This window comes from Chloroflexus sp. (assembly GCF_034432675.1).
Taxonomy (GTDB): Bacteria; Chloroflexota; Chloroflexia; order Chloroflexales; family Chloroflexaceae; genus Chloroflexus.
Genome location: NZ_DAOUBI010000226.1, coordinates 1 through 20,985, shown reverse-complemented (window position 1 = coordinate 20,985; position 20,985 = coordinate 1). Strand labels below are relative to the sequence as shown.

Below are 20,985 nucleotides of genomic sequence, written 5' to 3'. Positions count from 1 at the left end.
GATCGCAAGCACCGTCTACGCCCGCCTGGGCGATGGCGCAGAGCAGTGGCAGGCGCTCACCCAGGCCACACCGGGAACGCCAAACGAGATCACAGAGCCAGAAGACCCGAACATTCCCGATACCGCAACCACGACCGCTACCGGTTACCCCACTGCCACGCGTACCCCGACACCAACGCGCACCCCAACGCCAACCCGCACGCCAACTGCAACCCGCACCCCGACACCAACCCGCACGCCAACTGCCACGCGCACGCCAACTGCCATGCGCACGCCAACTGCCACGCGCACGCCAACTGCCATGCGCACACCGACTGCAACCCGCACCCCGACACCAACCCGCACCCCAACAGTGACGCGCACCCCAACCGCAACCCCGACAGCCACGCCGACCCCATGGCCGGTTGGATCGGTCATGATTCGTGCGCTGCTACCTGCTCCCGCCGTCGGGCAGAACGAATGGATTGAGCTAAGTACACAACACACCCTACCGGTCAACCTGGAAGGATGGTTCTTCAGCGATAGCAATGGTCAGCGTCGACTGCTATCAGGATTACACCTGGAAGCAGGGGCAACACTCCGCATACCCATCACTCGTGCATTTCTTAACAATAGTGGCGACACGGTCACATTGCACGATTCGGCGGGAACACCAATTGACACCTTTACTTACAGCGCAGCAGCGGTTGATCAGGTTATCGAGCGAGAACCGCTGATGGTACCAACAGCAATGGAGTGGGAAAATGCCGGCGCACCTGCTGTTGTTACGCTTGACGCAACCGACAGCGCACAGCCGGTGATCACAACGCCAGGATTACGACCAACCGAACGACGACCGGCTTCGTTAGCGCTCCGTTCACCGCAACCCGGCTACCTGAGCGTAACTGCGGCTCCCTCGCCAACCGCAACACTATCAACTGTGCAAGCGAATGTCTGTCAAGACTGTACGCAACCGGGTTGGTCGTGGTCACGGATCGCAGCGGCGATATTGGGAGTTATCTCCTTCCTGCTCTTTGTTGCTGAACCAACACCACAACGGACTGCGCACCGAGAACATGATGTGCTATAATCTCACAACACCGGTGCCGACCATTCGCTGAAATGCAGAGAGGAACAGCCCTATGAAAGATCTGCCTGCCCTTATTCGAGAACGGTTGACGCAGAACCTCTGGGGCGTCCTTGGGAATCAAGGCTACATCCTTGGGATCGACCTGGGCAGTTACGGATTACGAGCTGCATTGGTCGACTTGCAGCACCACACCTACCAGAATGCCGCTCTCGAGTCGATTGATCATATTGATCATGAAGACCCAGAGACAACGGTACGCCGGGTTATCGATCTGGCGCGAGATTTAATGGCGCAGGAAGGTGTTACCGTCGAGCGCCTGGTACGGGTTGGCGTAGGCTTTAGCGGCCCGGTCGACCTCCGCCATGGCACGGTACGGCTGGCCCCACGGCGACCAGGATGGGAAAACTACCCCTTGCAAGAGCGTTTCGAGCAGGCATTTGATGCCGTGACGCTCATTGACAACGATGCGAATCTGATCGCCCTGGGAGAGGCAACCTTTGGTGTCGGCAAAGGATGCCAGCATCTATTTTACTTTCACCTGAGCAGTGGCGTTGGCGGGGGCGCAGTGCTGAACGGTCGCCTATACCATGGCGCCCACTCAATGGCCGGCGAAATCGGGCATGCGGTGGTTGCCCACGGCTGGGATGGCGATGGTCGCCCGGAGACCCTGGAAGAGCTGGTTTCGATAGGAGGATTAATCCGCCGGGCAGCCGCCGCAGGGCTTGCCGCGGATCGGCTGGAAGATATTTTTAGCGATCATCCGATTGCCCGCAAGGTAGTACAGCATACCGTTGATCTCATGGCCACCCGGATTGCACAAGTGATTGCACTGCTCGATCCAGAGATGGTTGTCCTGGGAGGAATCGTTGTGCGGATCGGTGGTGATCGCTTCGTGGAAGCGATTGCTTCCAGAGTGAGCGACTTCATCGCCCCTCAGTTCGCCCGTCCCGTACCGGTGATAGCGTCAATCCTTGGCCCCGATAGCGTTGCAATTGGCGCTGTCGCTATGGCACTCGATAGCCTGTCGGATTGAGCTTCCCATTTGCATATCGCGCTGAGCAATGCTACAATAGGATAAGCTATATCGTACACTCTACGGATAGCAGGGAGGCAAGTTGCGCCTCTCTGTTTCCTGTTGTCTATGATGTATTACGGGGGAATGATGGACGCGAAGACGATTGTGTTTGGCGAGACGGCCATTGATCGCTTACTCCAATGGTTACGGGCGAGTGGTGAACCCAAAGATGTACACGAGCTGCTGCTGCAATATCTCGAAATTCTTTGCAAGCTGGTGACGGAGGAGAGTGAATGACTGCCACGACAGGAACGCTGGCCGATGAAGTATGGCGGCTTATGACCGCGCAGGGTGTCCTCTTCGCCGTTGATGCTCCTATTCGCCAGACCCTGAGTAATCTGGTTGAATTTTTTGTGACGCGCCTGCAGCGCGATCCTGCTCAGGTGCAGGCCGAGCTGGAAACAGCACTGGCGGCTGATGAACGCTTCACTCGCGAAGAGGTGCAGGGTCAGGTGATCTATGTCACCTCGCGACAGGGGCGTTATATTCCCCGTGATACAACCGATCCGCATACATTTAAGCAACGGCTCTATGAGCCTGAGCATCCATTGCCGGTTGATGATTTGAGCGTCGTGGTTTCGACATCGCCACCCGCAATTACGACGAATGAACCGGTCTATATTTCCGATTACTGGATCGAGCAGGCACGGCTGCTGGCCGCTGCGCAGATGCCCTCGCCACCAGCCGAAAAACCGGCGGTGGAAGCGATCGAGACGGTGGTGATGCCTGAGCAACCGGCTGCTGAAACTACAATGGCACAGCCGCTGAGCGAAGTACCAGCAACGGTGGAGGTGCCGCCGACAACACCTGCCGAACCAGTCGAGGCGGCAGCAGTCATGGCAGAACCGGCAGTCGTAGCTTCTGAGCCGACTCCCGGTGAGCGTTCGACCATTATGACGGTTGATGGGTTGACCATCGACCTCAGTCGTTCACCCGCCGAGATCGTTGCCGAGCATGGCCCGGCGCTCGAACGGATTCTGACCGAACGCCTGGCACAGGACCCGCTGCGTCGGATTGTGAGCTTTGGGCGACTACACTACCCTGAGTCGGGTTTGATCGGCTTCGGGAAGAACGATCTGCGTAAGATTCGCGACTATATTCTGGAACGGAACGAGCCGCTCCTCGACACCGAAATTATTGCCGACCTCTACTATCACAATCCGCGCCAGTCGGATTACGAGACGTTTCGCTTCTCGCTGAATTATCGTCTGTCACGCGAGAAGGATTTTGAGTTTGTCGGTGTTGAGGGTGCAAATATCTGGTCAACGAGGGGCTTGCCGGCTATCGGCTCGAAGCGAGTTAAAGCGGCTGAGATGGGCCAGTTGACCTCGTATCTCATCGAGGGCTTCGATGATAGTCTGGCCGATCAAAGCGCTGAGTCGATCATCGCCAGCGGCAGTGTCACTCGTCTGCTGACCTTCTTTGAATGGGAGTATGGGTTGCTCCCGCTCGATGCGGCATTGGCAACACTCTTACCTGCTCCCCTCTTACCTGACCAGCGTACTGCGGTCTTTCGGTTTGAGTCACCGCAACATTACAGTAACTACCTGGTTGAAGTGCGCTATCCTACCGGTAATCGTGGTGGCTGGTTGCAAGGGCTTGAGGACTTCTTCCGTGAGTATCTCGTACCCGGTGCCCTGATCACGATTAGCCGCACCGATGCGGTCAATGTCTTTAACATCACCTACGAAGAGGTCGGTGAGACAACCGAGCGCCTGCTGACCTTCGACGAGAAGAAGAACCGGTTTGCTTTTGCAAACCTGACCTTCTATTGCGCAGTGGATGAGGATCTCTTACCAACGCAGAACCGCTATGGGAAGCTGCGTAATCTGAAGGCCTTCCCGATGAGTGAACGACGGAAGGCCGAGATGATCCTTGAGCACGTCTGCGAAACAATGGGTGAGCGGGGCGGAACCCGCGAGCAACCGGTGTATCGGGTTTCATTCGCCGATATTTATGTCGCGTACAATGTGCTACGACCAGCTTCGCACTCATTCCTGCAGGCCCTGCTCGATAGTCATGCGTCAATCGCGGCAGATCCCACTGCCTCTGGTGATTATCTCTTCACCATGCCTCAGGTTGATCGGGATGATACGGAGAAAGAGGAGACGACGGACGATATCGATCTGCCTCAACCGACGTTGCGCCGCCGAAGTGGACGCTATATTGAAGAAGATGAGTAGATGTGACAGGCGGCGATCACCAACCCTGATCGCCGCCTGATTGTCATCGTATACAGGTTTACCATGACGCTGAGTTTTGCCGAGCGTGTCGCTCAACTTGATACTGCTGAGACTGCCCCAACCCGCGTCGATCTGAAATTGCTGGCCAACCTGGGACCAGAGAGTGTGTACATCTTCTGGGAGCAGTGGCAGCGGTTTAGTCTGGATCGCCGACGCCATATTATGCACTTGCTGGCCGAGCTGGCTGAAGAGCAGATTCAGTTTGATTACCGACCGGTATTTCGTGCCTGCCTGGCCGATCACGATGCTGAGATTCGGGTGCTGGCGATTGAAGGGCTGTGGGAAGATGATCACGAGCAGATGATGGATCGTCTGATCCAGATGATCCACGATCCGGCTGGCGAAGTGCGGGCAGCCGCAGTGATCAGTCTGGCCCGCTTTGCCTATCGGGCTGAAATCGGTGAATTACCGCTCAGTGCTGCCCAACGCCTGCTTAACGCATTGCTCCAGACCGCTTCTGACCCTGAACAACCATCAGAAGTACGCCGGCGTGCAGTTGAAGCGTTGGGGTATTTTGCCGATTCACAAGAAGCGCAGGCATTGGTTGCCCGTGCCTACAGTATGGACGACATCTATATGCGCGAGAGCGCCGTCCTGGCAATGGGCCGCTCGATGCGACCGCAGTGGTTTCCGTATATTTTGCGTGAGTTGAAGAGTCCATCGCCATCACTGCGCTACGAAGCAGCACGCGCTGTGGGTGAGATCGGTGAAGATGGACGTGAGTTGCTCCCTGCATTGTTACCGCTGGTCGATGATGAAGATACCGAGATTGCACTGGCTGCAATCTGGGCGCTTGGGCAGGTTGGTGGCCCCGATGCCCGCCGCATTCTGAAGCGGATCGCCCGTTCACGCGACGAGGTGCGTGCCCAGGTTGCCCAGGATGCGCTCGCTGAACTCGACCTTGATACCCTCTGAGGATGTATGCCCCTGGTTACCGATCAGGCCATGGCCTTGCCTGATGGCTATCGCCATATTGTGTTGTCGCCGCATCTTGATGATGCGGCGCTTTCCTGTGGCGGCTTAATTGCCCGCCTGACTGCAACCGGCGAACGGGTGCTGGTTGTTAATATCTGTAGCGGCTCTCCGCCGAGTCATACGGAATTCAGCCCGTTTGCACAAACCCTCCATCAGCGCTGGGGCTTACCACCATCGGCAGTGGTGGCTCATCGTCGCATCGAAGACGCTGCCGCGCTGGGAGTGCTTGGCGCTGATGCACTATTACTGCCGGCACTGGACGCCATCTACCGCCGACCTGATGCGTATGCCGACGAGCAGAGTATCTTTGCAACACCGGTCGCCGATGATCCCCTTACCGATGTAGTGGCAACCCTGATCGCGACTCTGATCAAACGCTATCCGCGAGCCACGTTCTATGTGCCGCTGGCGGTGGGTATGCACGTCGATCATCAACTGGTCTTCAGCGCAGCAACGACCAGCTTGCGCACAGCCGCTATCCATTTCGCCTGCTACGAAGACTTTCCGTATGCCCGTCAGCCGTCAGCGGTTGAACAACGCCTGGCAATGATCGGTCGTGAGTTGTATGCTCCACGCTACATTCCACTTGATGAGACACTGCTCCAGGCAAAGATCAGGGCAATTTCCGCCTATTCCAGCCAGTTGGGCGTCCTCTTCGGCGATGCAGCAGCGATGCCGGCTGCGGTAACCGAATATGCGGCGCGTGTCGCTTCACCGACAATGCGCTATGCCGAACGGCAATGGGTGAGCTTATGAAGGGTCGGTGGCGGGTTGATGTCCCATCTGCCGCGCAGTGGGATGCCTTTGTTGCTTCTCATCCCCAGGGAAATGTGTTGCAGGCCAGTCTGTGGGGTGCTCTGAAAGCCCGCTTTGGCTGGCATTGCCGACGCATCGCAGTTTACGACGACGATAGCACTATCCGCGCCGGTGCCCAGGTGCTCTTCCGCCGCTACGCTGGCCTGGCCTTTGGCTACGCACCGCGTGGTCCCCTCCTGTCCGGCGATCCGGCGCTCGATGATCACCTGATCGATGGCGTGCGTCGGCTTGGACGCCAGATGCTGGCGGTCGCGATCCGGCTTGAGCCAAACGTGAGTGAAGATGACGCTCAGGCTCCCCATCTCCAGACCTGGTTTACCCGGCATCGGCTGGTAGTCGCTGAACCGATCCAACCACGCAGTACGATCCTCGTTGACCTGCAACCACCTGTAGAAACCATATTTACCGCGTACTCGAAAGGTCATCGGGCCGATATTCGGCGGGCCGAGCGCATTGGGGTGACGGTACGGACCGGCGGCGAGGCCGATCTGGCAACGTTCTATGATATTATGCGCACAACCGGTGAGCGGGCCGCCTTTGCGATTCATAGCGCTGCTTACTATAAGACCGCCTGGCAGTTGCATCAGCCACATAGTTGCCTCTTGGTTGCTGAATTGAATGGCATGCCGGTTGCGTCCCATCTGGTCTTCGCCGATGTGCGCTACGGTCGCTACTTGTACGGTGGTTCAACAGCAGAGGGTTTACGCAGTGGTGCCAATCATCTGCTGGCATGGCACGCCATGCGTTGGGCACGTGAGCAAGGGTGTGTCGGTTACGACCTGTGGGGCATTCCCGATGCGCTTGGGCAAGCGGCAACGGTCACTGATGAAGCTGTGCGCACAGCCCTCGAGCAGGCTGCGCAACAAGACCCGCTGATTGGTGTCTACCGCTTCAAAAAAGGTTTTGGTGGTCGAATCGTTCGTTTTATGCCGGCTTTCGATCTGGTCCTGTTGCCATTACTCTATCCATTGGCGCAGCGAAAGATTGGAGGATAACGTCAATGACGGCAAAAACACTTGCCAGTCTCCTGAACGATGTAGTTGTCCAACGGCTGATTGGCGAACCACTCGTGCCTGTGCAATCGCTCACCTACGACTCGCGGCGTGTCGAGCCGGGGAGTCTGTTTGTTGCCATCCATGGGCAGCACAGTGATGGTCACCAGTTTATTGACCAGGCTATTGCACGGGGAGCTGTGGCCGTGGTGGTTGATCAACGATATTGGGATGAACGACCGGTTGCCGTGCCGGTAGTGGTGGTCACCGATAGCCGGGTGGCTCTGGCACCCCTGGCGGCTGCGTTCTACGACTATCCCGGACGTGAATTAACCACGGTTGGGATCACCGGTACCAAGGGGAAAAGCACAACAACCGATCTGACGGCCCAGCTCCTCGCTGCTACCGGACGAATGGTGGGCATGATCAGCACCGTCGATTTTCAGATTGGGAATCGCCGCTGGCCTAACGATACCCGTCAGAGCACACCGGAAGCACCAGAGGTGCAGGCATTGCTGCGCGAGATGGTCACTGCCGGTTGCGATACAGCCGTTATTGAAGCGACATCCCACGCTCTCTCGCCACGCTGGGGGCGGCTGGTTGGCTGTGCGTTCGCTATGGCTGTAATGCTCAATATCGGCCACGAACATCTCGATTACCACGGCACATTCGAGCAATATCGGGCCGACAAAGCCCAGCTCTTTGCGCTACTTGGCGAACGCAGTGGTTCGCGCTGGGCAATTGTCAATGCTGACGATCCAAATCATGCGTATTTCCTTGATGCTGCACCTGCCGATGCGGTGCGGCTACGGTATGGTTTACACGAGCCGGCAGATGTCCAGGGACAGATACTCCACAGTGGGCCGATGAGCAGTGTGGTGCGGGTAACGTCAGCCTGGGGCACCACCGAGCTGACCGTTCCGCTACCGGGGCGATTCAACGCCAGTAATGCGCTGGCCGCGCTGACAGTCGCTCTCAGTCAGGGCGTTGCGCTCGAGGCAGCCGCTGCCGCCCTGGCCGGCGTGCGGGCACCACGTGGCCGGATGGTGCCGATTGATGCCGGGCAACCATTCGCAGTGATTGTAGACTATGCTCACAATCCCGATTCGTTCGAGCAGATCTTTGCCATGCTGCGGCCCCAGGTGCAGGGGCGAATGATTGCAGTGTTCGGTAGTGCCGGCGAGCGTGATGTTGCCAAACGGGCTATTCAGGGAGAAATTGCCGGTCGGATGTGTGACTTGCTGGTGCTGACCGATGAAGATCCACGTGGCGAGGATCGCGAGGCGATCATTGCCCAGATCGCTGCCGGCGCCGAACGGGCCGGCAAGCGACCTGGTAGTGGGTACCTCTGCATTCCTGATCGGGCACAGGCTATTCGGACTGCTATGGCCGCAGCACAACCCGGTGACCTAGTGTTGTTGCTGGGCAAAGGCCACGAGGGTAGTATTATCTACGCCGACTTTTCACTGCCGTGGAACGAAGAGCGCGAAGCCCGGCAGGCACTGGCCGAGTTAGGATACCATCGGTCGCATGATTGAACTGGCACCACACAATCCGTATGGCCTGACAATTGCTTCACCGGTCATTGCGGCTGCCGGCAGCCTGGGTGACGTAGTCGGTGTAGTGCGCTGGTTAGGGTTGCAGCGGGCAGACGCAGATCACGGTCTGGGCGCAATCATCAGTTCGACAGTGACGATGAGCGGACGACGTGGCCAGCCACAGTTGCTGGCTACACCTGCGGGTACGCTCTACCATCACGGCGGTTTTAGCCTCGGCGTCAGGCAGGTACGCGAACGGCTGGCGCCACGTTGGGCAACGTACCACATTCCGATTCTGGTGAGTCTGGCCGGCCCGGATGCAGCAGCCGTTGCAAGTGAGCTGAACGACACACCGGGTATCACCGGTTTTGAACTGGCCCTACCTGCGCTCACTGCGATTGAAGCGGCCCAGCGTGTCAGCGCGGTACGGCAGGCAACAGTGCTACCGTTACTGGTACGACTCCCTGGGGAACTGCCCGATCCAGTTGCCGTAGCCAAGGCCTGCGCTGCGGCTGGTGCCGACGCGCTTGCCCTGATCAATGGAATGCCGGGATGTATGCCCCAACCATCCGGCGAACTGGTGTACGGGAGGTTGGGCGGACCGGCCATCTTTCCAATCGCCTTGCGGATTGTCGCCGGTGTTGCCACGACGGTACAGGTACCGGTGATCGGTATGGGTGGGGTGACAACGCCGGCCCATGCTCAGGCCATGCTACGCGCCGGAGCACGGGCCGTGGCTCTGGCCAGTGCGCTGGTTACCGATCTGCGACGTGGGCAGGCGATTGCAAGTAGATTGGGCAAAGAATCAGATCAGTTCGACTCGGACACTTTCTCTGCCTAATGAACAGGCACCATTTCTGTAGAGAAACTAGCAAACGCCTGACCAAACTGTCGACAATCGTCAATCAATTTGCGATAATCGGCAACAAATTGATAGTTAAGATCGCGGCGTTGAGTCTGTTTGTCCAGATAATCGCCGACCTGTTCGATGTCGGTTAATTCATCACCCAACGATTGGCGGTAAGCAACTTCATCGCGACTCGCCATTGTCAGCGTAACCTCGAGTCGCAGCACAAACTCGATGAGGAACGGATAGATCAGAGTCTGATCAAATGTTTCACGCTATTGCTGTTGATACAACTCACGTTCGTTTTGCAGCGCCCGTTGCTGTATTTGATTGAGACAGATTAATATGTTTCTGTTCACCACGCCTCTGAAACACACTGCCGATGATGTTGATCGTATCATTCCAGTTTCGTCCCAGCAGATTGCGTGGTGTTCCCTGCTGTTGCGCAATCGGTTCCGGTTCACGTTGCCATTCTCTGCGCAGCACATCAGTAGCTCACGGAGTTCTTTCCCTACACCTGCTTCCGAAAGGCCATTGGAATTGGTACGATTGGAAATAGGAGGGTGCGAGTGGATCTGACATGCTCGATCTCCAAAGATTGTGCTGGTGCATACATACGTTGTTTCGCGATCTGGCTGCGAGATAGTACAGGAATTCAGAATTACCAGACAATTACCAGGCGCTATCAGAGCTGCCGTTCAGCTGCACCGCACCTAACCTCATTTCAACATCACTTCCCGGACATGGACATGTGCCGGTTCACCAACCCCTACCTGTAATATCTCCAGGCGTACCTGCTGGGCGATAAGCAGATCTGGCAGATCAAGGTATACCGTTGGATCAGGTGGCAGCCCACGGTATGATTGATTGAAAGTTCTGGTCTCACCATTAGGTGTAGTTACTGTTACTCGCAGGTCAAGATCCATACTGCCGAGGGTCAATCCCACCTGGCGCAGTGGACGCGGGCTGTTAAACCGCAGCTCAATGACAAGCGGGTTGGCTTCAAAACCACGGGCCAGCGTCAACGGCTCACCATCAAAGAGGTCAGGAACGCTGCCAATGTCGAATGGGGAATGGGCAACAACCACTGACTGACCTTCCAGCGTGTACGGAATTTCAATCAACCGCTGCCGCTCAGCACGTTCAGCGGCCAGAATCTCGTCGATATTGGCAACGTACTCTAGCCGTACCACGTAGAACCCCGGCTGACCATCGGGGTAAGGAATAATCTGTTCCGGCGGCGACAGGATAAACTTCCCACTCTGTTGGGCCAGCCAGTATTCACCGGCAGTCATAATGAACACGTCGCGTTGCCGATCAAGATCGCGGCGCTGGTAGCGGTAGGTATCAATATTGATAAATTCGACCCGGTGCTGCTGGGCAGGGGTGAGGAAGAAGCTGGCAAAACTGTTTGGATTGTTCACCCACGTTGGCGAAACGCGAAGGATAATGTGCGGATCACGGTCAAGCAGGGCAGGTATCGTCTCGCCAAAAAGCTGCTGCGCCCCGTACTGCATACCATAGAGACCGTAATCGCGAAACCAGAGTGGACCACCAAGGATGGCGTAGCGGGTCATTGTCAGACTACTGATGGCAAAGATGACGCTGAGGATGACGGTGATGAAGCGTTGTCGCGAATGGCTCAGGAAGGCAAGAAGTATATCCAGCCCGATGATCGCCAATAATGTTACCGGAATAACCATTGCCAGCATACGGGTGATGGCTGGCCCAACCAGCGCACTACTAAACGGTGCTGCAAGCAGGGCAATAAGAGGTATTCTGTACCGCGCATCCCGCCAGCGCCACAGACACACGATCAGGCCAATGGCGATGAAAGGAAGCAGGAAGAGCGGGAGATGACCGGTATCAGGAAACCGATGCCGATCAAGGTCTACCGTGTTAGGCCAGAACCAGTAACGCGGATCAAGGCCCTGCAGGTATAGGCTACCAAAGCGTTGCAGCTTCTCGGTGAGCGGGATGGATTGTATCCAATAGGAGTTGAGGGAACGGAAATGCTCGAACAGCGCTTCAGGATGCAGCCAGCGAAAACGCAACCATGGGATGATAGCAAGCAGGATCGCAATGGAAGCAATGCTAATCCGTTGCGGTGAGCGGCTGAGATGATAGCGGAGATCGCTGATCAGCAAGAGCACGCCACTCACCAGCATCACCCCCTGCCCATTGGCATAACTGTAGAAGGTAGCGGCACCGAACAGGATCACCACAACCAGCCAGCGATCATCGTAGAAACGGTAGAGCGTATACGTCGCCAGAAACGCCGCATAACAGGCGACCATCAGTACCGTTTCAAAGGCGGTGCGGGAATGGAGAAACCAGGCCGGAAACGTACACAACACCAGGATTCCTAACCACCAGCGCTGACTATGGTAGCCGAGACGCAACAGCAACGCAATGCATACCGGTGCCAGAATACTTGCGATAACGGAAGTGGCACGGGTCATCCAGACCGACGGCTCAAATCCGAACAGGATGATACTGAGAGCATGGAGATAGACGCTGAGACTCAGACTCCACTTTTCGGCATTACGAAAGTAAGGAGGAAGCCAGGTGCCCTCACCATCGCGAAAGCCGTTGGCAATGAGATCACGTGCCAGCACACTGTGAATGGCTTCGTCGCAGAAGAAATAGATCGGGAAGCTGGTCAGATCGGTAAGGCGAGTGTAGAGATAGAGGATCAGGCCGGCAGCCAACAGCAACAGTTCACCAATCGTGAGGTATGAAAGCCAACCGGTACCGGATAGCGGTCTGTTCCACCAGATCTGCTCGGCAGATGCCTCTGTCTCAGTCGCATGCAGGGGAAGACTGGCCATAGCTGAACTAGAAGCTATCTCATTCATTACCGACCGATTCCTTGATCGTGACGAGCACACCCGGCACCTGCGTGACCAGCCGGGTCAACGACGTAACACATACCAGATCGTGAGCACGGCTGGCGCGGCAGCATGGCTGCCGCACTCCAAACCACGCCACACGCGGATGATGAGCGATCAAGGCAACCTATGCAGCGCGTGATGGCAACGAAGATGGTTATGAGAACGCGACAGTACAGCTTTTTATAAAATATGTTCTATTGTGATGTTGCCTGTGTGCTATCAGTTTGTGTGCCATATTATAACGCCAGTTTGGTACAAAGCATGACGTGTGCGTTAACACCGTAAAACGTATATACTGGAGTATGCACCGGCGGTCATTACTGGCTCGACAACCAGTGAATTATATAAAGCTATTAGATTGATAATAGTCTCTGCCCAGGCTGTTCTAATGATCACGCCCCTCTTCAGACATCTGTGCATTATCGAGCAGATTGCACTCTACACACATGGAAGAGATGGCTTCTGTATCTTCGGAATCACAATATGCACCTGTACCACACAGCAACGATCCACACGTACCGCCAGTTTGAGCAATTGATTTGGTTGAGCGTAAAGGCAGCATCGCTGGCTCGCCATGCTCAGCCCGGACAGATTGCCCTGGTGCGCCACTCCCAACCAGGGCTTGACCCGCTGCTGTGGACAACGCTCTTTCTGGCCGGTGCTGATCCGGACACCGGCACGGTCGAATTTCTCATCGATCCTCGCGATCCGACGGTGATCTGGTTGTCTGAGCTATCGCCAGGAACTGCACTCGATCTTTGCGTGCCGGGTGGTAAACACTTCTCCCTCAAGCCAACAACCCAGACCCTCTTGCTGGCAGGCACCGGCTTAGCCCTGCCGGCGTTACTCTTCCTAGCCCGCCAGCAGGCCGACAGGCAGAATGTTGCCCTGTTTATGGCAGGAGATGCCGGTTTTCTACCCCCTCCTTTTCTCTTGCCACCGACGGTAGAAATTCAGATCAGCCTGGCCGGCGAGGCAACATTATTCGATCTGCTTACTTCATCACCACAGAGTCCGCTACGGTGGGCCGATCAGATAGGCCTTGCATTACCACCCACGATGCTGGCACCGGCGGCAAACATCATTCGTTCAACACGCCTGCGCTGGCAACCAGGACTGGCCCAGGTTGTGGTAGCCGGATCACTACCGTGTGGTATAGGGATCTGTCGAGCATGCCAGATCGAAACCCGTCATGGCTGGCAGCGACGTTGTGTCGAGGGACCGGTGTTTGACCTATACGATCTTCGCCTGTCGCCGTGAGACAGGCAATACACCACCTGACTAGAGCGGAAGTGTAGACATGTAGACCGGCAAACAGCCTCTCTACGGCAAATCACCTTCGATACGGCGGAAACTATTCACAAACCAACGTTGCACATCGCGGAAGCGATCCTCGATCCCAAAGAGTGTATGGGGGCCGAGATCGGGATTAGCGAAGGTGCGCCCTTGCAGGTTTGCCGTCGTTACTATCACGTACATTGGCTGGTAGAGGGTAATCGCCGGTGACAGTTCCAGCCAGCGCTGTTGAAAAGCGTGATAAAACTCAGCCCTGGCTATCAGTTCAGGCTCAGCCCGTGCCTGTTCGAGTAAAGTATCAATGCGACTATCCTCTAATCCGGCATAATTGAGGCCGCCATCAGCCTGACTGGAGTGCCAGAGGCTATAGAGGTCGGGGTCAGGCCCGATCCGCGTCCAGGTATGGACGGCAGCCATAAAATCGCCCTGGCGCAGGCGCTCGGTCAAAGTTGTGACGTCAACCGACTCAATAAACACTTCCACACCGATAGATCGCCACTGGTTAGCGATAGCCTCAGCCACTGCCACACGCTGCTCATCGCGGTCAACCAGCAATGTAAAGCTCAGGCGCTGTCGGCCACGCTGGCGAATACCATCACTGCCCGGCTCGAAATCAATTTCAGCCAGACGTTCAGCGGCTGCAGATGGGTCAGCCGGCATACGACGCAGGGCAGGATCATCGGCCCAGGTACCCGGCAGGAGCGGGGTGTCTATCGGCTGTTCCATCCCATTAACAACCGTCTCGATCAAGGCATCACGATCAAGGCCGAGTGCCAGTGCCCGGCGCAGGGGAATATCCTGGAACAACGGCAAACGCAGATTAAATGTGAGCAGGGTATATTCATCCATCGGTAAGGCAATTTGCTGCTCTTCCCCAGGAAGATCGATAGTTGCAAGATTGGTTCCCCAGCGTTCTGCAAAGCTGGTCACTTCACCACGTGACAGAGCGGCAATCGCGGCTTCGGCGGTACTTATAAACCGCAACTCTATTTGATCGAGAAAGGGCCGACCATTGTAGTATGTCGGGTTGGCGGTCAAGATAGCCGCATCGGAGCGTAATTCAGCCAGCCGAAACGGCCCACTACCCACCAGACGACGGGCAAACTCACTGACCGGCCATTCAGCAGGCGAAAGACCACCTAGCAGATGAGCGGGGAGGATCGGCACACGGGCAAGGCTTGGAAAGGGAGCAAATGGACCCGATAACGTCACCCGTACTGTGCGAGTATCGACACGCTCGATTAAAGCAGTGCGCCAGAAGCCGGCAAGCGCCGGTTCACCGGCTGTCTCTAATGTCTGTAACGTCCGAAAGGTAAAAACAACATCTTCAGCGGTGATGGGGGTACCATCGTGCCAGCGCAGCCCTGATCGCAGAGTGAACGTATAGATTTCGCCAGTGGCATCGACAGTATAGCCTTCAGCCAGGGCCGGTTCAATCAAGCCGTCAATCCCAATACGGGTTAACCCTTCAAAGAGGAGACTGATCAACGTGCGCCCAACCGGATCGGCGACCGGATCATTGAGCAGAGGGATGGGCATGATCGGCGAGCCGACTACCGCCTCAACATATACACCGCCAGTTGCCGGATTATTGGTCGATGCACTGAGTGCGGCGAGTCGACCAAACAAAGCGACTATCAGCGCAATGCCGCAGAGAGCAATCGCGATTTGCCAGCGAATACGACGCGCCATACCCTAATTGAAAATCGGCAAGCTCGTGATCAATGCCAATAGCAGAAAGGTAACCCCAAGGGCAATCGTGGCCTGATACAGTGTCTTCTCAATGCCTCGGCGGGTACGATAGATTGAACTGGTATCACGATTGATCCCACCACCACGCGACTGCAAAATGACCAGCACACTCATCACCGCACTGATTACGAGGATCGCAACATACAGGGCTGTTTCCATTCAACGTCTCCTCAAGTAGAGTCTTTACGCGACGCCACCGGATCGGCAGGCGCTATAGTATACCATATTCATTTGTGGCACGTTTACGCATCGCTACGGTGCCAGAATAGCGACCAGCCGAAACAGATGCGAGAGACCTAATCATCAATTCAATAGTTATTAGTTTCTTGCGAAATAGTTAGCGGCTCTGCACTCATCATTGTTTCTTGCTATGTTATGATTATCATTGTTCAATGTGTCACAGTCATCGCCCGCCAATGGTGTCGTGAGCGAAAGGAAGGTTTCATATGCAATTTCCGGCATACATTAAACACCACCGGTTACGCAAGTGGATTTCAGACATTGTCGCACTCTGCGAGCCGGCACAGGTTCATTTTTGCGACGGAACACTAGCAGAGTACGACATGCTCTGCAACCAGATGGTAGAAAACGGAACGTTTATTCGGCTCAACCCCAAACTACGTCCCAACAGCTTCCTCGCCCGCTCAGATCCCTCAGATGTGGCTCGCGTTGAAGATCGCACCTTCATCTGTAGCATCTCGAAAGATGATGCCGGTCCCACCAATAACTGGATGCCACCGAAAGAGATGAAGGAAATTCTGCTCAAATTGTTTAAAGGGAGCATGCGGGGCCGTGTCCTGTACGTCATTCCCTTTAGTATGGGGCCAATCGGATCACCGATTGCGCACATTGGTATTCAATTAACCGACTCACCATACGTCGTGGTCAACATGCACATTATGACCCGCGTCTCAACTAAAATCTACGACGTTTTGGGAGAGGACGGCGAATACATCCCGTGTCTCCACAGTGTTGGTATGCCTCTGGAACCGGGGCAGCCCGATGTACCCTGGCCCTGCAATCCGACGAAATACATCGTTCACTTTCCCGAAGAGCGTTTGATCTGGAGTTTTGGATCGGGGTACGGCGGTAACGCTTTGCTTGGTAAAAAGTGCTTCGCATTGCGGATTGCGTCGGTGATGGCCCGGCAAGAGGGCTGGCTCGCCGAACACATGCTGATCCTGGGAGTAAAAGAACCATCTGGGCGCAAGACCTATGTAGCAGCAGCGTTCCCCTCGGCATGTGGGAAAACCAATTTTGCCATGCTCATCCCGCCTGACACCTTCAAGCGAGAGGGATGGGAAGTTACAACCGTCGGCGACGACATCGCCTGGATCAAACCCGGTGCGGATGGCAAACTCTACGCGATCAATCCTGAAGCGGGGTATTTTGGCGTTGCGCCAGGCACATCGTATAAAACCAATCCCAATGCGATGGAAAGCTGCCGCGCCAATACCATCTTCACCAATGTTGCGCTCACCGATGACGGTGATGTCTGGTGGGAAGGTATGACCGATGAACCGCCGGCACACCTGATCGACTGGCAGGGACGCGATTGGACACCGGGATGTGGCCGCCTGGCAGCCCATCCAAATGCGCGTTTCACGGCACCGGCCCGGCAGAATCCGGTAATTGATCCAGATTGGGAAAACCCCAACGGTGTCCCGATTGAAGCCTTCATTTTCGGTGGCCGACGTAGTCGGGTGGTGCCACTGGTCTACCAGGCCTTCAATTGGACCTACGGCGTGTATCTGGCTGCCACAATGGGATCAGAAACAACCGCAGCGGCGATGGGACAACAGGGCGTCGTTCGCCGTGATCCCTTTGCGATGCTACCATTCACCGGCTACCATATGGGCGACTACTTTAACCACTGGCTAAGTTTTGGCCGTCGGTTGAAGAATCCACCGCGCATATTTAGCGTCAACTGGTTCCGCAAAGATGAAAACGGCAAGTTTATCTGGCCAGGTTTTGGTGAGAATATGCGAGTGTTAAAGTGGATTATCGAGCGTGCCCACGGCCAAGCCGTCAGTGTTGAGACACCGATTGGCTGGGTACCACGGTACGAAGACATCGACTGGCGTGGTCTCAGCTTTAGCGCCGAGCAGTTTGAACAGGTGATGGAGTGTAACGTCGGTGAGTGGCAGCAAGAGATTTTGCTGCACGAAGAACTGTTCATCAAACTATACGACCGTCTCCCGAAAGAACTGCCATCGGTACGCGACCTAATCCTTTCGAGCCTCTGGCGTATGCCGGAGAAATGGGGAGCGACCCACGAATAACATTCGTACAATCCGAATGTAACATATATACGGTGGAGGGCGACGTACGCTACGTGTACGTCCCCCCTGAATGTACTGTTTTATATCAAATCTTGATAGATACTGAGCATCATCGTTGAGGGCACTATGCGGTCATATGCTCCACAGCGTCCTGCTGCGTTAGTAACGCGACACCGATGCCGAGTCTCGTGGAACCAGCTACCAACCTACACTCAAACATACCCGTCACCAGGATCACATACCGGCACGGGTACGCACTACGATCTGCGCCTGCCAGTGTGCACGGTGGCGACGGAAGCGAGGTTTCCACACTCCAAACGATTCACTACAAGCAACCTAGTCGGGAACCATATCCACCGCAGTGTGTGATACCGTGTGCAGCATAAAAACCGTTCTCCGTATCCTTACTCAGATCGCTACCGGCGTGATAGTACGATCACTAGGAAGACTTCTAATAAACCGGATTTGATGTTACACGCATCTGCGAGCTAGCGGGCGGCAGGAAATGCAGCACAAATCGGGGATGCGTCGCTGCAGAAAGCTATCTTGACAAAAATACTTATTACGTGTACTATTAAGCTATACGTTTGCGAGTTCCCATAGTATAATATTACACATCCTGCGTGGAAGCGAATTGCAAAAATTATGTTGCCAACTGATCATGACTCATTCTTGCGTCGTAAATAACGCTTTGATCAGGAAAGGAAGGGTTAGTGTGCCAGTATTGTTGCGCATGTCACGAATTATTGATACCTTTACTGAATGGGTCGGACGTATAGCTTATGTTCTAGTCCCTGTCGTTGTTGCGGTTGGGGTATGGAACGTTGCGAATCGGTACGTCGGACGGGCCATTGGGCGCACCCTTGGTTCTAATTTCTATATTGAAGCCCAGTGGTACATCTTCTCTTTAATCTTTTTGCTCGGTGCTGCATATGCATTAAAGCATAACGAGCACGTGCGGATTGACGTGTTTTACGGTAACTACTCACCACAACGCAAAGCCCTGGTCAATTTTTTAGGAACTCTCTTCTTCCTCATACCTTTCTGTGGATTTCTTATCTACTTCAGCTGGCCGTATGTCGATCAATCATGGCGTATTCACGAAAATTCACCTGACCCCGGTGGTCTACCACGCTACATCATCAAGACATTCCTGATTGTCAGTCCAGTTCTCTTGATTATTCAGGGCATATCTGAAGCGATAAAGTATTTTGCTGCTTGGCGAGGGCTCCTTGATCCATCACAGGTTGAGGAAGAACACGAGACACGCTTGTAATTTGTGGAGGATGCATGTACGACTGGCTCGGACCCACGATGTTCCTTGGAGTGCTGGTCATTCTTGGGATCGGCTATCCGGTTGCATTTTCGCTGGGGGCAACAGCGATTGTCTTCGGTATTATCGGTGTTTCACTTGGCATCTTTGATCCTATCATTATTCGGGCAATGCCATCACGTATCTTCAACGTGATGTCAAATTACACCCTGCTGGCAATCCCTTACTTTATCTTCCTCGGCTCAATGCTGGAAAAATCTGGTCTGGCAGAGGACTTACTCGATACGATGGGAATTCTATTCGGACCGGTGCGGGGTGGTTTGGCAATTGCGGTTGTGGTTGTAGGTGCTTTACTGGCAGCAACTACCGGCGTTGTTGCAGCAACAGTAGTAGCGATGGGATTGATTTCACTGCCCATCATGTTGCGCTACAACTATAATAAAGAGCTGGCTTGTGGAGTGATTTGTGCTGCCGGTACACTGGGTCAGATTATTCCGCCTTCGGTCGTTTTGGTGGTTCTCGGCGACCAGATTGGTGTTTCAGTTGGCAAACTCTTTCTTGGCTCATTGATACCAGGTCTTTTACTGGCAGCGGCATTGGCCTTTTATTGTTGGATTGTCGCCTTACTGAAGCCAGAAATGGCTCCGGCGCTTCCGCTATCGGCTCGTTCGATCAGTGGTGAAGCTCTGGCGAAACGAGTGGTGCAGGTGATGATTCCCCCGCTCCTACTCATTGTCGCCGTCCTCGGTTCTATCTTCTTCGGTATTTCGACGGCAACAGAGGCGGGTGCCGTTGGCGCACTTGGCGCAACGTTGCTGGCGGCTGCTAATCGGCGGTTGACCTGGAAGAACTTCATTGCGGTGTGCGATGCCACAATGCGCGCCACAACGATGATTATCTTCATTTTAATTGGCTCAACCGCATTTACCCTGGTGTTTCGAGCCTTGAGTGGTGATAAGTTTGTGTTCGATCTCATGGCTAACCTGCCCGGTGGTGCCTGGGGCTTTCTGATCGTTAGCATGCTAATCGTTTTCTTACTAGGCTTTTTCATCGATTTCTTCGAGATCTGTTTTATTGTCATTCCCCTGTTCGTACCGGTAGCGAGGGAGCTGGGGTTTGACCTGATCTGGTTTGGGGTGTTGCTCGGCGCTAATTTGCAGACCTCGTTCCTGACGCCGCCATTCGGTTTTGCCCTCTTCTACCTGCGCGGTGTTGCACCTCCAGGCATTACAACTATCGATATTTACCGGGGTGTCATACCGTTTATTGCAATTCAACTTACCATCGTTATTATTTTAATCTTCTTCCCGGAGTTGACCCTCTATCTGCCGGCGATCTCCTTCGGCCAGTAGGGAACTCACCATTCGCTGATACTGTGCCACATGAAACCAGCAGAGTGCATAACCAATGCGCTCTGCTTTTTATGTAAAGTCACTCGTGTAACATCTTGACAGACTCTGGGTGTTATTCAGGTTGTCGTAGCCGTACACCGCCAGGCTTACCACCAATGAGCTGCCGGTAGTTCATCAGAGATGAACTAACTGGCGTCGTGCGCAGGAGCTGCGCCAGCGTGATGAGAGGCAAGCGGGGATGATAGTGCTGCGTCCCAATGGTACGGTGGCACGCCCCCACCCTCACCCACCCCCACTGGGGGCGGGAACCAGCGGAGGCGGAATGGCTATCGTTGTCACGAGCTGGTGGCAGGTGGCGAGTGAGCCGGAGGCGTGCGCTCCCAGTGCCGCCAGACACGCCCCCACCCTCACCCGCTGGAGCTATGCATTACCCACATGGCACGCTGCGTTAGCCGGACTGCAAGCACTCCCCGTGGCGCTGGCTTCCAGCCCACGTGCCGGCATCATCGCCACCGCCGGCAGGGGCTGGCCGTGGCCGCTGATGCGCAGGCACAAACTTATTGCAACAACACGTCTACGCG

General features: G+C 55.2%; 18 protein-coding genes. 14 read left to right on the top strand and 4 right to left on the bottom strand.

The features are described 5' to 3' along the window. The 9 genes from VAE55_RS16790 to VAE55_RS16750 all read left to right on the top strand — a co-directional run. The coding region (locus VAE55_RS16790) for a lamin tail domain-containing protein (RefSeq protein WP_322816874.1) at positions 1-1,069 on the top strand (1,069 nt) is incomplete at its 5' end. 52 nt (positions 1,070-1,121) lie between these two features. Then, the gene (locus VAE55_RS16785; RefSeq protein WP_322816873.1) at positions 1,122-2,102 is read left to right on the top strand and encodes an ROK family protein; all 981 of its coding nucleotides are present in this window, start codon (positions 1,122-1,124) and stop codon (positions 2,100-2,102) included. A gap of 126 nt (positions 2,103-2,228) precedes the next feature. Next, positions 2,229-2,381, top strand: a complete 153-nt coding sequence (locus VAE55_RS16780) for a hypothetical protein (protein WP_162015784.1) — start codon at positions 2,229-2,231, stop codon at positions 2,379-2,381. Beyond that, positions 2,378-4,327 (top strand): hypothetical protein, encoded by a 1,950-nt coding sequence (locus VAE55_RS16775; RefSeq protein ID WP_322816872.1) that lies wholly within the window; start codon positions 2,378-2,380, stop codon positions 4,325-4,327. Before VAE55_RS16780 ends, VAE55_RS16775 begins: the two co-directional genes overlap by 4 nt. Before the next feature lie 63 nt (positions 4,328-4,390). Further along, positions 4,391-5,302 carry a HEAT repeat domain-containing protein gene (locus tag VAE55_RS16770; RefSeq protein WP_322816871.1) on the top strand — a complete coding sequence of 304 codons (912 nt, stop codon included), beginning with the start codon at positions 4,391-4,393 and terminating at the stop codon, positions 5,300-5,302. A 6-nt stretch (positions 5,303-5,308) separates the two neighbouring features. Then, positions 5,309-6,118: a PIG-L family deacetylase gene (locus VAE55_RS16765; RefSeq protein WP_322816870.1), complete on the top strand. Its 810-nt coding sequence runs from the start codon at positions 5,309-5,311 to the stop codon at positions 6,116-6,118. After that, positions 6,115-7,173 (top strand): lipid II:glycine glycyltransferase FemX, encoded by a 1,059-nt coding sequence (locus VAE55_RS16760; RefSeq protein ID WP_322816869.1) that lies wholly within the window; start codon positions 6,115-6,117, stop codon positions 7,171-7,173. Before VAE55_RS16765 ends, VAE55_RS16760 begins: the two co-directional genes overlap by 4 nt. 5 nt (positions 7,174-7,178) lie before the next feature. After that, entirely contained in the window at positions 7,179-8,708 is a 1,530-nt protein-coding gene (locus tag VAE55_RS16755) for a UDP-N-acetylmuramoyl-L-alanyl-D-glutamate--2,6-diaminopimelate ligase (protein ID WP_322816868.1), read from the top strand. Continuing rightward, positions 8,701-9,549, top strand: a complete 849-nt coding sequence (locus VAE55_RS16750) for a dihydroorotate dehydrogenase (RefSeq protein WP_322816867.1) — start codon at positions 8,701-8,703, stop codon at positions 9,547-9,549. Before VAE55_RS16755 ends, VAE55_RS16750 begins: the two co-directional genes overlap by 8 nt. Here VAE55_RS16750 and VAE55_RS16745 read toward each other — a convergent pair. Next, positions 9,546-9,782 (bottom strand): hypothetical protein, encoded by a 237-nt coding sequence (locus VAE55_RS16745; RefSeq protein ID WP_322816866.1) that lies wholly within the window; start codon positions 9,780-9,782, stop codon positions 9,546-9,548. The genes VAE55_RS16750 and VAE55_RS16745 overlap by 4 nt on opposite strands. 492 nt (positions 9,783-10,274) lie before the next feature. Beyond that, positions 10,275-12,413 carry a hypothetical protein gene (locus VAE55_RS16740; protein WP_322816865.1) on the bottom strand — a complete coding sequence of 713 codons (2,139 nt, stop codon included), beginning with the start codon at positions 12,411-12,413 and terminating at the stop codon, positions 10,275-10,277. A gap of 519 nt (positions 12,414-12,932) precedes the next feature. Between VAE55_RS16740 and VAE55_RS16735 the strand changes: the two genes are divergently transcribed. Continuing rightward, positions 12,933-13,709, top strand: a complete 777-nt coding sequence (locus tag VAE55_RS16735; protein WP_322816864.1) for a hypothetical protein — start codon at positions 12,933-12,935, stop codon at positions 13,707-13,709. Between the two features lie 63 nt (positions 13,710-13,772). Here the strand turns inward: VAE55_RS16735 and VAE55_RS16730 are convergent, their stop codons facing one another. Both VAE55_RS16730 and secG read right to left on the bottom strand, forming a co-directional pair. Beyond that, a complete protein-coding gene (locus VAE55_RS16730) occupies positions 13,773-15,437 on the bottom strand; it encodes a peptide ABC transporter substrate-binding protein (RefSeq protein WP_322816863.1) in 1,665 nt (554 codons plus the stop codon). 3 nt (positions 15,438-15,440) lie between these two features. Then, entirely contained in the window at positions 15,441-15,656 is a 216-nt protein-coding gene (gene secG / locus VAE55_RS16725; RefSeq protein WP_322816862.1) for a preprotein translocase subunit SecG, read from the bottom strand. A 287-nt stretch (positions 15,657-15,943) separates the two neighbouring features. Here secG and VAE55_RS16720 point away from each other — a divergent pair, with 287 nt between their 5' ends. From VAE55_RS16720 to VAE55_RS16705, 4 genes are all read left to right on the top strand, one after another. Further along, on the top strand, positions 15,944-17,779 hold the full coding sequence (locus tag VAE55_RS16720; RefSeq protein WP_322816861.1) for a phosphoenolpyruvate carboxykinase (GTP): 1,836 nt from the start codon (positions 15,944-15,946) through the stop codon (positions 17,777-17,779). A 715-nt stretch (positions 17,780-18,494) separates the two neighbouring features. Continuing rightward, the gene (locus VAE55_RS16715; protein WP_322816860.1) at positions 18,495-19,055 is read left to right on the top strand and encodes a TRAP transporter small permease subunit; all 561 of its coding nucleotides are present in this window, start codon (positions 18,495-18,497) and stop codon (positions 19,053-19,055) included. Between the two features lie 14 nt (positions 19,056-19,069). Further along, entirely contained in the window at positions 19,070-20,404 is a 1,335-nt protein-coding gene (locus VAE55_RS16710; RefSeq protein ID WP_322816859.1) for a TRAP transporter large permease subunit, read from the top strand. Positions 20,405-20,726: 322 nt separating this feature from the next. Then, the coding region (locus VAE55_RS16705; protein ID WP_322816858.1) for a hypothetical protein at positions 20,727-20,985 on the top strand (259 nt) is incomplete at its 3' end.